Raw genomic sequence first — 12757 nt, 5'->3', positions numbered from 1 at the left:
CGGGGGGAAGCCGGGGCGGTCAAAGGAAGGAACATTCGCAGGAAATTGAACCGGAGAACCGGATCAACTTCTTAGGAACGTCCCGATTCTTGGGTTCAGGTGAAGTAGCAGACAGCCCGCTGCTTCAGCGTGTTCGCATTGAGGAGGAGCTTCCGCCCGCTCCGCCCGGCCGGAACGTCGATGACCCGCACCACTTCCGACCACTCGGCGTCCTCGGGCAGCAGGTCCTTGAGGCGGTTCTTCGACCGGAGGAAAAAGCCCTCGTTCAGCGGGCTCTCTTTCCCCTTCGGGAAGACCGCGAGGTAGAGCATGTTCGCCTCAACGAGGTCGTTGAAGAAGTGGGTTCCCAGGGAAACGTCCGGAACGATGATCGCCCCCATGGAGACAATTTCGCACAGGACGGAGACGGGGGCGATCTCGGCGAACGACACCGGCACGCCCAGGGACGGCATCTTCGTTCCCCAACGGCCCGGCCCGAGCAGCAGGATGGTTTTCTTCTCCCCCGGCTCCTCGACGTGCGTGATCCGGCCGACCAGCCGCGCGACGGAGTGGCGGTCGCCGATCGACAGCTTCACATAGGCGGAGGGGTCCACGTAGATCAGCCGGTCGAGGGCGGTGTGGGAGCTCTGGCCGACGATCGGACCGCGGGATTCGAACACCCGGTCCTTCTTCGCGATCGTCTCGGGAGGCGCCGGGATCCCTCCCCCCTCCTTGACCTGGAGTGGGCGGCACTGGACGAGGTTGATGCGGTAGCTCCCGTCCGGGAGGAAGTTGGCGGTGAACTCGATATCGACGGGATAATCGTAGGCGTCCCGCAACACGGCTAGCATCTCCTTCATGTCCGACACGAACGGCGTGGCGGATAGCATCCGGTCGAAGGTCAGGACGCAACGTGACGGGGGGCCGGCCTTCGACCGCCCTACGGCCGGCTCCATGCGCGCCGCGAACATTTCGATCGGCAGGTTGGGGCTGACCTTGACCACGTCGTCGACGTTCAGCGAGACGAACCGGTTGGCGGAGAGGTCGAGGGCGTCCACGCGGCGCTGTGCGAATTCCATGACCTCGCCGAAGTCCGCTTCCGGCCGCCGGTCGGGAGCATTAAGAGCGACAAGGCGCGTGTAGTCGTCGTCGGTGCGCTCGACCGCCCTCGTCCCGAGGCCGAAGACGACCCGCAGCATCCCCGCCTGGGGATCGATGTACTCGCTCCACGCGAAAGGATTGTAGGAAAGCCCGACTCCCGCGATCTGCGGGTAGAACAGGTTGCCGTGGATGGCCCCCGACACCCGCTGCACGAGGAGCGCCATCTGCTCGTCCCGGTCGAGGAGCCCCCGGTGAGCGCGGTACAGGAGGGCCTCCTCGCTCATCGTGCTCGCGTACACGGCTTTTACGGCCGACAGGAAGGCCTCCAGCCGCTCCTGCGGCGATCCCTGGTTCGGGCAGAACACGCTCTCGTACTTACCCGTGAAGGCGTTGCCGAAGCTGTCCTCCAGGAGGGAGCTGGACCGGACGATGATCGGCGACTGACCGAAGTACTCCAGCATCGCGAGGAACTGCCCGCGGAGAAACGAGGGGAACGTCCCCGAAAGGATCTTCTTCCGGGCCCCTTTCGCCCCGGCGAGGAATGAGAGGGGGTCTCTCTGGTCCCGCCGCGCCTTCCAGAGGCCGTTGCTCACCAGGTAGGTATAGAAAACGTCCGAGCCGATGTAGAAGGAGTCATGGGTCTCCATCCGTTCCCGCCAACGCCCGTCCGTGCGGGCGAGAATCGACCGGGAGAGGAGCATGCCGACCGATTTTCCCCCGATCAGCCCCGTCCCGATCATCCGCTTCCGGATGGCGAGAAGATCCGAAAGGTCGAGGTACCGGGAGGCCAGCGCGATCACCCGCTCGTCGCGTGTCACCATCATCCGGAGGAGGCGATGCAGGGTTTCCCCGGCCTCCTCGCGCGTCCGGCGGCCCTCCTCCACATCGCCCAGGATCTCCCGCGCCTGGAGGAATTTTCGGTCCCAGATGTCCTGCGTGCGCGGGACCGGGTCGATGCGCTGCGAAGTGATCTCCGCAAGCACTTCCGACAGGACGGCGCTCTCCGTAAGCGGCCGGAACTCCTCCCCTTCCCGGACGTGCGGGAGGTACATCGTCGGCGAATTCCGTTGGTGGACCTTCAATGGGTGGACGTAGAGCTTCCCTCCGTGGCGGAAGACGTCCAGGAGAAGCTGCGTCGTGTCGCGGATCGCGGAGACCGCTTCGAACGAATGGCGGTCGCGGAGGAGAGCGAAGTAGGTGATCGTTTCCAGCTCGTATAGGTACGGGCAGGTCACCATGAAGAAGTTGCCGAGCATCAGGTCGCTGTACCAGTCCGCCGCCAGGTCGGACAGGCAGTCGAAGAGATAGAACGTTCCGCGTCCCGCCCGCTCGATCACCTTGTGGATATCCGCGGTGAACGTCTCGAACCCCACTTCCGGGTTAAGGCGGTGGATCTCTGCACCGCTCTCCTCGCTCACAAGCTCCGGGTGGCGGGCGAAGCGGAAGTAGACGAGCTTCTTCCCCTTGCGGACCGCGTCCTCGCAGTACGGCGCGACGAACGGGAGATAGTCCTCCACGGCATCGACCTGCCAGACGATGTTGTCGCCCGGCAGGAGCCGCTGGACCACCCGGTCCAGCCCCGGCAGACCCGTGCTCGGATTTGTGCGCGCCTTGCTCATTCAGGCCTCCCGCGGCGGCGGATCGTCGATTTCGATGGATAGAATCCGGAGGGCGTCTCCCCCATCTATCCTTGCGGTCGGGCTTCCGCATTCCGGGCAACCCACGATGAACGCGCGGACCTCGGCCGGGCCGCACGCACCGCAATCGACCCGTGCCGGTTGTTCCTCTATCGACAGCCGCGCCCCCTCGGCAATCGTCCCTTTTGCCGCATACCCGAAGAGGAAGGCAAGGTTCTCGGGAACCACTCCGCGCAGCACGCCGACTTCGATGTCCACGCGGGTGATTCGGCGGCTTCCGTGCTTCCCGGCTTCGGCGACCGCGATGTCCAGTATGTCCCTGGCGATTCCCAGCTCGTGCATGAGGTTATCCGGTCTTTTCCCTGCAGAGCTCCCCGACCCGGCCGACGAAGGAGGACAAGCCGGTTCCCGTGACGGACGATGTCTCGAAGATCTCCACACGGGGATTGGCTGCCCGGGCCGCCGCCTTCACCCTGTCCATGTCGAACCGGACGTAGGGGAGCAGGTCGGTTTTCGTGATGACGAGCATGCCGGAGGTCTTGAACACGAGCGGGTACTTCAGCGGTTTTTCGTCCCCTTCCGCCGTGCTCAGCGCGACGACGCGCAGGTCTTCGCCCAGCGGCACTTCCGCGGGGCAGACGAGGTTGCCCACGTTTTCCACGAAGAGAAGGTCCGTGGCGTCCAGGTCGATACGCTCCAGGGCGGAAAGGAGGAGGAACGGCGGGATGTGGCAGGAGGAACGGGTATTTATCTGGTGGACCTGCACCCCGTGTTTCCGTATACGGGCTGCGTCGATGTCGGTCTCGATGTCTCCCTCGATCACCGACACCCGCAACTTACCGCGAAACGCTTCGATCGTCCGCTCGATCAGGGTTGTTTTCCCCGATCCGGGCGAGGAGATGAGGTTCACGGCGAATACCTTCTTTTCCGCGAGCAACAAGCGAATATTCCGCGCCGCGTCTTCCGCCGACCGCTGGATCTCCTGTTCGATGTCCACTTTCACCGCGTATGCCCCGTTAATTCGGTGGGTAGGTCGTTGAATTATACACCACGAGGCGGGCGTGGCCCGCCGGCGGTTCTGGTAGACTGTGGGACAAGCAGAATTTGCGGTACATTCGATCCCGGAGGATTGCGCGATGTGCCTGGGCGTGCCGGTCAGGGTGATGTCGATTTCGGGAACCAGCGCGACGGCGGAGGTGGGAGGGGCGCGCCGCGAGATTTCCGTCATGCTCCTCGAGGATGTCCGCGAGGGTGACTGGGTCATCCTCCACGCCGGGTTCGCCATCTCCAAACTCTCCCCCGAAGAGGCGGAAAAGACGCTCCAATACCTCCGTGAGATCCGGGATGCAACGTAAGCCGCATTTCTCACCATGGTTCGCCGCAGCAGAAGCGTGGTGAGAAATGCGGCTTAAATACATCGACGAGTTCCGCGATCCGGAGCTTGCCCGGCGCGTCGTCGATGCCATACGGACCTCCTGGGGCGAGCGGCCGCCCATGCGGCTGATGGAAGTCTGCGGGACCCACACCGTGAGCATCGCCCGCGCGGGTATTCGCTCTCTCCTGGATGGGGCGGTGACGATGGTATCGGGCCCGGGCTGCCCCGTCTGCGTGACGCCGGACGGCTACATCGACGCGGCCATCACGCTCGGAAAAAGGCCGGACACGATCCTTGCCACCTTCGGGGACATGCTTCGCGTCCCCGGAAGACATTCCTCCCTGGAAAAGGAACGGAGCGGCGGGGTGAACGTTCGCATCCTCTACTCCCCGCTGGACGCGGTGGAGACCGCAGCCGGCAACCCGGGAAAAGAGGTGATCTTCCTGGGCGTCGGTTTCGAGACAACCGCACCTTCGATCGCCGGAGCGATCCTTTCGGCGGCGGTACGGGATATCGGCAACTTCTCGGTCCTCTCATCCGTCCGAACCATACCGCGGGCCATGGAGGCACTGGCCTCCGACCCCGAAGTTCGGATCGAGGGGTTCCTCTGCCCCGCGCACGTCAGCGCTATCATCGGTTCCGACGCCTACCTTCCGTTGGCGGAAAAGTTCGGCGTCCCTTGCGTGGTGGCCGGGTTCGAGCCGCTCGACATCCTTTACGGGATATACCTGCTGTTACGCCAGAAGATCCGCGGGGCGGCGGTCGTCGAGAACGAATACTCCCGCGTCGCAACGCCTTCCGGCAACCGGAAGGCCCGTGAGATCATTGCAACGGTCTTCCGGGAAAGCGACATCGGATGGCGCGGGATCGGCGTCCTTCCCGGGACGGGGCTCGCCATCGCGGATGCATACTCGGAGTTCGACGCGCAAAAAAAATTCGGGGTGGAGATCCCCTTCACGGAAGATAAGACGGCCTGCCGGTGCGGGGACGTGCTGAAAGGGAAGATCACGCCGCGCGAGTGCCCGCTCTTCGGCAATGCATGCACCCCCGCCGAGCCGTACGGCCCCTGCATGGTGTCGAGCGAAGGGACCTGCGCCGCATATTACAAGTACGGGGTGCAATAAATGCCGGGAGATAAAATCCTCCTATCCCACGGAGAAGGCGGGAAACGGACCAGGGAGCTTATCCGGAAGGTAATCGCGAAACGGTTCGAAAATCCCGTCCTTTCCCCGCTGTTCGATTCGGCGCTCCTCGGGCGGCTGGACGGCGAGATCGCCTTCACCACCGACGGCTACGTGATCACCCCCGCGATCTTCCCCGGCGGGGACATCGGAAGGCTCGCGGTGTGCGGGACGCTTAATGACCTCTCCGTCTGCGGGGCCCGGCCCGTTGCGATCTCCTGCTCCCTCATCCTGGAAGAAGGGTTCCCCGTCGAGACGCTGGAGACGATTCTGGACTCCATGGAGGCGGCGGCAAAGGAAGGGAACGTCACCATCGCCTGCGGCGATACGAAGGTCGTGGAAAAGGGGAACGCCGACGGGATCTTCATCACAACGTCGGGCATCGGGATCGTGAACGACGGCTGGCGACCCGCCCCGGAAAACGTCCGGCCCGGCGACCGAGTGATCCTCACCGGGACGATGGGGGACCACCAGGCGGCGGTGCTGATCGCGAGGAACCGGCTGGAGATCGCCGCGAAGGTCCTGTCGGACGTGGCTCCGCTCTCCTCGATGCTGCTTGATATTCTTTCCTCCTTCGGGGGATCCGTGCGGTTCATGCGGGACCCGACCCGGGGCGGCGTGGGCGTTTCCCTGAACGAGATGGCGGAATCGTCCCGAGTCCGGATCGTCCTCGACGAAAGCAGGCTGCCGGTGGCGGATGAGGTTCGCGGCATCTGCGAAATACTGGGTTTCGACCCGATCTACCTCGCCAACGAGGGAAAAGCGCTCCTGATCGTGGATGGAAGCGCTGCGGAACCGATCGTGGATTCGCTTCGGAAGACCCAATACGGACTGAACGCAGCGGTGATCGGAGAGGTAGTTAAAGGCTCTCCCGGCGTTTTCATGAAGACCGTCATCGGGGGATTACGCGCCGTCGATTACCCGGTGGGAGAACAGTTACCGCGTATCTGTTAGATCGGAGCATCCACCGAAGACGCTCGGGGCCCGGTGCGGAATACGGGCCAAGGGACGATACTGGAACTATGGAGCGTCCCGGAAAAGCTGTTCTCATTTACGACGGGGATTGCGCATTCTGCCGGAAGACGGCGGAGTGGATCGCTTCCCGCTCGGACCCGGACGCGTTCGAGTTCCTCTCCTGCCATTCGGACGATCTTGCGAAACGGTTTCCGCAGATCGAACGGTTGGCCTGCTTGCAGGCGATGCACCTGGTCCTTCCCGGCGGTAATATCCTTGTCGGGGAACGGGCAATCCCTGAAATCCTGCGGCGGATTCGGCGCTATCGTTTGGTCGCAGCCCTGTTCCGCCTGCCGGGCGCCGGCCTTCTCTCCAGCGCCTTTTACCGCTGGTTTGCGAAGAACCGGTTCCACATCTCAAGGACACCTTCCTCCGGCATGCCGCCGATGTAGCGCATTTTTGAAACCGAAATCGTTATGGGCGCTTGTAGTCAACAAACTTGATGTATCGCCCGGAATGCGCAATGATGTATATGCAGTATGTAATGGGGAGGTGTAGCAATGGTGAGGATCAATGTCATTTTTTCCGAGGACATCCTGGAGGAGATCGACGTTATCGCGAAGCAGGAAAGGAAGAGCCGCAGCTTGATTCTTCGGGAAGCGGCGGAAAAGGTCATCGAGGAGAGGCGCCGCAAGGCGGAAGAACTCCGGCGGAGGGCACGAAGAGAAGCCGCCTTCGAGGCCATGGATCGGCTGAAAAAGAAATCCGGCGCATGGGATGGAGTCTCGGAAGTGAGGAAATGGCGGGACGCCTCGAAATGACGGGATACGTCCTCGACACTTCGGTAGTCTGCAAGTGGTTCAGTGATCGGAACGAATCGGACCTGGAAAACGCGCAAGATCTTCGGCGCGGGATTCTGGAAGGAGATTATTCCATAACGATTCCCGACCTTCTCTTCTACGAACTCTCCAATGCTTTGCGATTCAATCCCGGGCTATCCTCCGAAGAGGTAAACGAAGCGGTGGAAGCGGTGTTCCAATTGGAATTCGACGTCCGCAACATTTCGGCGGATTTGGCGACAAACGCCGTGAAACTTGCATACTCGTTCAATGTCACCGTCTACGACGCATGTTTTCTTGCACTGGCCCAAAACGAGAGAAAGATGCTGATTACCGCCGATTACAAGTTCCGTGAACGGGTGAAAGGAGCAAAGAATATTCTCGGGTTGGCGGATTTCACTCCGATACCTGGTGGTAAAAAAAGGAAGCGTCCCTCAACGCTTAAAGATTTTCGCGGGGTATTGTCGGCAAAGGAAAAAACCGGGCGGCGGAACTGATCCTTTCCCCGCGCCGGCGGGTTCTTTTCCGCGGCCGCGATGGGCCGTGGCAGGCTGAAACACTGACCCCCGCAGGCGCGGCGCCGATCGTCAGTCCGCAAATCTCATCCGGTCAAACCAGGAGCGCAGTAAGGTTCCTGACGGAAATGTTGTCCAGGCGGCGCACCGCGTCCACGATCTCGGACCGGCGGAACACGTCTACCGCCTTCTCCGCCAGCCGGTGGAACTTCTCCTCCGCCTTCGCCCACGACATCGGGCGAGTGTGGAACCCCTCGTAATCGTACTTTTCCTTTATCAAAGACCGGCCGTCCTTGAGCGTGACGGTGAGCCGGCAGGCGTGCTCGTCGGGGAAACGACGGGAGAAGCCGGGGTCCGGAACGACCGTGACGCGGCGCAGCAGCGACTGGATATCGCCCCTCGTTATCCGCTCGGGCTCGTACTGCTCGGGCATAACCTGCCCGTCGAGCGCGGCTGCGGACACCATGTACGGCAGGCTGTGATCGGCTTCTTCCTTGGTGCGGACGACAGTCTTGTCGCCTTCGGCACCGCCGCCGATGATCAGGTGCGCCACGTCGAAAATGTCGATCCGGATCCGGTCTATCTCCCTGCCCTGGAACCCCGTTTCCCGCATCAGCTCGATCATCCCCTCGATGGCCGACTGGGAATGGACTTCCGCGTTGAATTTCTTCAGTATCGTGCGCGTGACCCTCTCCAGGTTCTCCCTCGACCAGTCGATCTCGAAATCCCCCGAGATCGTCTGGCACCACCCCTTGTTCCCTTCGAACACTTCCCGGGGACCCGTAATCCCGCGCATCGACAGGAAGGCCGCCCGAAGCGCGTCGACGGCCGTGTTCGGATAGGCAAGGCCTTTCCAGTGGGACAGCTCGCCCGTACGGGTTACCCGGAGCGCGTTGTTTGCCGTGCCCGAAATGCCCAGGGCATTGGCGATCCTCGGCGCGTCGAGCTCCAGCGCTTTCGCCACTCCCGCCGCCGCCGCGAAGGCGCCCTGGGTCGTATGATCGAAACCCCTCGCGCGCACCGGGGCGACGTCGCAAAGGCGGCATTGCACATGGTACGCGACCGCCAGCGCGGTAAGGAATTGCCGCCCGGAAGCCAGCGAATACTCCGACGCCGCAAGCACCGCGCCCACGTTGTCGCTCGGATGGCACGTCTCTCCCTTGGCGAGATAACTGTCGTTGAAATCCAGGTAACGGACAAGGGCGCCGTTGAAGAAGGCCGCCCGGTCGGGCGCGGAATACCCTCCTCCGATCAGGGAGCAAAGGGGATTTCCGCCGAACTCCTCGACCTCGGCGCGGATGAGCCGGATCGGGTGGCCGGAAATCGCTCCGAACGCGCATCCGAGCGAATCGAGCACGCGGATCTTCAACGCCTCGCGTGCCGCCGTGGAGATGTGCTCCCAGGCGGCGCGCTCGACGAAGGATGCCAACTGCTCGGAACGGGTCGGTTCCCTTTCATCTCCGCCCCTTACGGCGGAGGATAACTGCGCCATTCCGTCACCTCCCGCTTTTTCCCGGGGGCGCGACCAGCTTCGGCTTTGAAGGTGCGGCGGCGCGGCCTTTTTCCTTGAACGTGACTACCCGGCCCCACGTGCTCTTCGTCCCCCAGATTCCGGAGCGCAGGCACTCGAGCTGCACCACCTGCGAGTGGTCGACGAACAGGTTGACCTCCGGCCCGAAGTTCTTGATGTACCATGAGAACACCTCTGGGTCGGCCGCTTCGAACATCACCTTCTCGAGACCTATTTCGTTAACGATTTTGGCCACCACGTCGGTGCGCCACTTCCTCACGTTTTCCGTGATCCCCTCGGATTCGATCATGATCAGGTGCGCGCCGGCATCCAGGTACTGCTTCGCGGCACGGATCGCCTGCGACGGGTCCGATGTGCCCTCCGCCTCGAGCTCTTCGACCGAGCTGGCTCCCCCTGCGCCGAACTGTATCCCCACTTCCGGCTTGGGTTTCATGCCGAGGTCCGTGACCTTTCGGACCAGGCCGAGCAGATCGCCCTGGGGCACCGTAATGAAGCCGCTTGAAATCTCGACGACGTCGAATTTCAGCCTTTTGCATTCCTCCAGGTAACGGTCCACCGCATCCCCGCCGTGGGTCAGCACGCGTTCGATGAAGCCGCCAGTCGATACCAGTACGTCATGCTCGTGACACGTATCGATCAGCTCCCTGACCGCCTTTTCCGGCATGAGACTGAAGGAACCTCCGCTGAATTTGAATATATCGATGTAGTAACCCATGGTTTCCAGGATGTCCTGCAGGTACCGTTTCCCTACCGGCGCGTAATAAGGGCCTCGCATCTCCGTGACGCCGCGCTTGCGGGGTTTGCCTTCCCGCTCGTTCACCGGCAGGAAATCGAAACTTCGACCGCTTCCTACGCCCATGTTCCGGCCCCCTTTCCAATGAGAAAAAGCTTCAAAACCAAATTATCCCCATGACGCTAAATACTTCTCCCTTTTTAAGATGAATTACCGACAGGGGGAGGTGCCGGGAACGGGAAAAAAGAATGAGGCCGCCTGCCTCGAAGACCGTTGGACAACATCATGATCATGGGTTTTAAATTCGCGTCGGAGCGATTCGATCCTGCTTACCCAAAATATATAATTCGGAAACAAATTAATTAATATTGCATCGAAAATTCAATAATCGGTTTAAAATGTATATCATGGAGTTTCCCTAATTTAATCGCTGGAGAACAGGGAGCGGCAGAGGGTGGGATCGCGCTCTATTCTTTCTCCGGAGAATTTCGTTTCCGGCCACATCGGTCGGGCAGCGTTTCTGTCCGGCGCCGCGTCTTCCATAATCGGTCTGATCGCCTTGCTCGGATGGATTCCCGGGCTGCAATTCCTTGCCAGCCCCCACCCGGCCTACATTCCCGTCGCCCCTCTCACCGCTTTCGCACTGGTATCGCTCGGTGCGATCGTTTCGGTCCACGCAATCAAGCCCTGGCGCGGTGGAGGCAGGATTTTCGCGTCGGCGGTTTCCGGGCTGATCGCCGTCTACGGTCTGCTCACATTCACTACTCTCTGGAACGGCGTGCGACTGCCGGTGGAATCGTTCATATATCCAGTTCCAAAGATGATCGGCGGGGTCCCCATAGCACGTATGTCTCCGGCGACGGGCGTCCTGTTTTCCATGATCGGGTGCGGCATATTCCTTGTTCTCCTTCGCGAAGGAAACGAGGCCCGCATAAGGTTCGCCGGGAATCTTGCAGGCGTACTGGGGAGCCTGGCCGCTGCGGCGGGAGTGACGTTCCTCCTCGGATACATGTACGGATCGCCTTTTCTCTACGGCAGCGGAGTCATTCCGGTGGCGGTTTTTACCGCTTGCGGTTTCGTGTCGCTGGGGACAGGGGTGGCCGCGGCCACCGGACCGGATTGCATACCGTTGAAGTACCTCGTCGGTCCATCCGCGCGGGCAAGATTGTTGCGGGCCTTCGTTCCCCTGACGGTCTTCCTGGTCGTTGCGCTGGAGGCGCTTCACGGGATCGTTCCGGATTATTTCTCCGCGAACGACGCGCTGGCTGCGGCGATGATGGCAACGATATCCGCAGCCATCTCGGCATTCGTCGTGTCGCGGGTGGCGACGGCCGTAGGCCGTGCCCTGGACCTGGCATACGAACAGCGGAAGCGGTCGGAAGAGGCCCTGCAACGCCTTGCCGCTGCAGTCGAACAAACCGCCGAGATCATATTCATCACGGATACCGAAGGGGCGATCCAATACGTCAACCCGGCTTTTGAGCGGATCACCGGGTTCGGCCGTCAGGAGGCCATCGGCAGCAACCCGCGGATCCTCAAGAGCGGAAGGCACGACGAGGAGTTCTACAGGAATTTGTGGGAAACCCTCAAGCGTGGGGAGGTCTGGACGGGCGGATTGATCAATAAGCGGAAAGACGGAAGCCTGTACGAGGAAGATGCGATCATCTCCCCGGTGCGGGACGACGCAGGCCGCCTGATGAACTTCGTGGCCGTAAAACGGGACGTAACCGAAGAACGTAAGATGGAGGAGCAGCTCCGCCAGGCGCAGAAGATCGAAGCGGTCGGGCGGCTTGCCGGCGGAGTCGCGCACGATTTCAACAACCTCCTGACGGCGATTACGGGCTACAGCGAGCTCGCCTTCGCCAGGACGGCCGAAGGCGACCCGGTGCACGGCTATGTAAAGGAGATCCGTGACGTCGCCGGTCGGGCCGCGGGGTTGACGCGGCAACTGCTGGCATTCAGCCGCCGGCAGATCCTTCAACCCAGAATCATCGACCTGAACGCGGTCGTCAGGGACATCGACCGGATGCTCCGACGCCTGATCGGTGAAGATATCGACCTCTTCACCTCCCTCGACCCCGATCTCCGGCTGACCAAGGCGGATCCCGGGCAGATCGGACAGGTGATCATGAACCTGGCCGTCAACGCCCGGGACGCCATGCCCACGGGAGGGAAACTGACCATCGAAACGGCCAATGTCTACATCGACGAGGCTTACGCGCGCGGTCACGCCACAATGCATCCCGGCGCCTACGTGATGATCGCGGTGAGCGATACCGGCGTCGGAATGGACCAGGAAACGTTATCCCGGATTTTCGAACCCTTCTTCACCACCAAGGAAAAGGGAAAGGGGACGGGGCTCGGCCTGTCGACCGTCTACGGGATCGTCAAGCAGAGCGGCGGCCATATATGGGTCTACAGCGAGCCCGGCCGCGGCACGACGTTCAAGACCTACCTGCCGAGCGTGGAGGAGACGGCGGACGTTCCGGAACCGGCCCCGGAACCGAAGGAACTGATACAGGGTACGGAGACGGTCCTGTTGGCGGAAGACGAGGAGGCGGTCCGGATGCTGGCGCTGGAGATCCTGGTGATGAACGGCTATACCGTCCTTGCCGCCGGCGACGGGGAGGAAGCCTTGCGCACTTCCGCCAGGTACGAAGGAAAGATCGACCTCATGCTGTGCGACGTGGTGATGCCGGGGATGAGCGGAGCGGATCTCTCGCGGAAAATCGCGCTTTCCCGGCCGGATATGAAGGTCCTGTTCATGTCGGGATACACCGACAACGCCATCGTGCACCGCGGCGTCCTGGATCCCGGCACCGCCTTCATCGAAAAGCCGTTTTCGCCGGATGCCCTCGCGCGCAAGGTGCGCGCAGTGCTGGACGCGAAGAAGACATAGGGATGATCTCCGA

The 12757-nt window shown here is 61.9% G+C and carries 12 protein-coding genes; 7 read left to right on the top strand and 5 right to left on the bottom strand.

Annotated elements, in window-relative coordinates:
• Positions 1-95: 95 nt before the first annotated feature.
• The 3 genes from HY896_10765 to hypB are packed head-to-tail and all read right to left on the bottom strand — an operon-like array spanning position 96 to position 3945.
• Positions 96-2699, bottom strand: a complete 2604-nt coding sequence (locus tag HY896_10765) for a pyruvate, phosphate dikinase (protein ID MBI5576829.1) — start codon at positions 2697-2699, stop codon at positions 96-98.
• Positions 2700-3059: a hydrogenase maturation nickel metallochaperone HypA gene (gene hypA / locus HY896_10760; protein MBI5576828.1), complete on the bottom strand. Its 360-nt coding sequence runs from the start codon at positions 3057-3059 to the stop codon at positions 2700-2702. It lies immediately after the preceding gene.
• 4 nt (positions 3060-3063) lie between these two features.
• Complete coding sequence (gene hypB, locus HY896_10755; GenBank protein ID MBI5576827.1) at positions 3064-3945, bottom strand: hydrogenase nickel incorporation protein HypB; 882 nt, start codon at positions 3943-3945, stop codon at positions 3064-3066.
• Here hypB and HY896_10750 point away from each other — a divergent pair.
• From HY896_10750 to HY896_10725, 6 genes are all read left to right on the top strand, one after another.
• Positions 3854-4072: a HypC/HybG/HupF family hydrogenase formation chaperone gene (locus tag HY896_10750; GenBank protein MBI5576826.1), complete on the top strand. Its 219-nt coding sequence runs from the start codon at positions 3854-3856 to the stop codon at positions 4070-4072. The two genes, hypB and HY896_10750, sit on opposite strands and share 92 nt — an antisense overlap.
• Before the next feature lie 46 nt (positions 4073-4118).
• On the top strand, positions 4119-5216 hold the full coding sequence (gene hypD / locus HY896_10745; GenBank protein MBI5576825.1) for a hydrogenase formation protein HypD: 1098 nt from the start codon (positions 4119-4121) through the stop codon (positions 5214-5216).
• On the top strand, positions 5217-6227 hold the full coding sequence (hypE, locus tag HY896_10740) for a hydrogenase expression/formation protein HypE (protein MBI5576824.1): 1011 nt from the start codon (positions 5217-5219) through the stop codon (positions 6225-6227). It abuts the gene before it with no gap.
• A gap of 68 nt (positions 6228-6295) precedes the next feature.
• Entirely contained in the window at positions 6296-6679 is a 384-nt protein-coding gene (locus HY896_10735) for a DUF393 domain-containing protein (protein ID MBI5576823.1), read from the top strand.
• A 108-nt stretch (positions 6680-6787) separates the two neighbouring features.
• A complete protein-coding gene (locus tag HY896_10730; GenBank protein ID MBI5576822.1) occupies positions 6788-7048 on the top strand; it encodes a ribbon-helix-helix protein, CopG family in 261 nt (86 codons plus the stop codon).
• Entirely contained in the window at positions 7027-7563 is a 537-nt protein-coding gene (locus HY896_10725) for a type II toxin-antitoxin system VapC family toxin (GenBank protein MBI5576821.1), read from the top strand. The genes HY896_10730 and HY896_10725 overlap by 22 nt, the downstream gene beginning before the upstream one ends.
• A 112-nt stretch (positions 7564-7675) precedes the next feature.
• Here the strand turns inward: HY896_10725 and HY896_10720 are convergent, their stop codons facing one another.
• Positions 7676-9073 (bottom strand): MmgE/PrpD family protein, encoded by a 1398-nt coding sequence (locus HY896_10720; GenBank protein MBI5576820.1) that lies wholly within the window; start codon positions 9071-9073, stop codon positions 7676-7678.
• 4 nt (positions 9074-9077) lie between these two features.
• Positions 9078-9971, bottom strand: a complete 894-nt coding sequence (locus HY896_10715; GenBank protein ID MBI5576819.1) for a phosphosulfolactate synthase — start codon at positions 9969-9971, stop codon at positions 9078-9080.
• 328 nt (positions 9972-10299) lie between these two features.
• Here HY896_10715 and HY896_10710 point away from each other — a divergent pair, with 328 nt between their 5' ends.
• Positions 10300-12744, top strand: a complete 2445-nt coding sequence (locus tag HY896_10710; GenBank protein MBI5576818.1) for a PAS domain S-box protein — start codon at positions 10300-10302, stop codon at positions 12742-12744.
• Positions 12745-12757 lie beyond the last annotated feature (13 nt).

It is taken from the genome of Deltaproteobacteria bacterium (assembly GCA_016218975.1).
Classification (GTDB): domain Bacteria; phylum Desulfobacterota; class Deferrimicrobia; order Deferrimicrobiales; family Deferrimicrobiaceae; genus JAENIX01.
Note: the sequence above shows the minus strand (reverse complement) of the source record. Positions and strands in the feature narration are given on the sequence as shown.

What these genes read in the sequence shown, in the direction of transcription:
- HY896_10765 (MBI5576829.1), bottom strand. Translation starts at nt 2,699, where the DNA reads ATGAGCAAGGCGCGCACAAATCCGAGCACGGGTCTGCCGGGGCTGGAC.
- hypA (MBI5576828.1), bottom strand. Translation starts at nt 3,059, where the DNA reads ATGCACGAGCTGGGAATCGCCAGGGACATACTGGACATCGCGGTCGCC.
- HY896_10750 (MBI5576826.1), top strand. Translation starts at nt 3,854, where the DNA reads ATGTGCCTGGGCGTGCCGGTCAGGGTGATGTCGATTTCGGGAACCAGC.
- hypB (MBI5576827.1), bottom strand. Translation starts at nt 3,945, where the DNA reads ATGACGGAAATCTCGCGGCGCGCCCCTCCCACCTCCGCCGTCGCGCTG.
- hypD (MBI5576825.1), top strand. Translation starts at nt 4,119, where the DNA reads ATGCGGCTTAAATACATCGACGAGTTCCGCGATCCGGAGCTTGCCCGG.
- hypE (MBI5576824.1), top strand. Translation starts at nt 5,217, where the DNA reads ATGCCGGGAGATAAAATCCTCCTATCCCACGGAGAAGGCGGGAAACGG.
- HY896_10735 (MBI5576823.1), top strand. Translation starts at nt 6,296, where the DNA reads ATGGAGCGTCCCGGAAAAGCTGTTCTCATTTACGACGGGGATTGCGCA.
- HY896_10730 (MBI5576822.1), top strand. Translation starts at nt 6,788, where the DNA reads ATGGTGAGGATCAATGTCATTTTTTCCGAGGACATCCTGGAGGAGATC.
- HY896_10725 (MBI5576821.1), top strand. Translation starts at nt 7,027, where the DNA reads ATGGCGGGACGCCTCGAAATGACGGGATACGTCCTCGACACTTCGGTA.
- HY896_10720 (MBI5576820.1), bottom strand. Translation starts at nt 9,073, where the DNA reads ATGGCGCAGTTATCCTCCGCCGTAAGGGGCGGAGATGAAAGGGAACCG.
- HY896_10715 (MBI5576819.1), bottom strand. Translation starts at nt 9,971, where the DNA reads ATGGGCGTAGGAAGCGGTCGAAGTTTCGATTTCCTGCCGGTGAACGAG.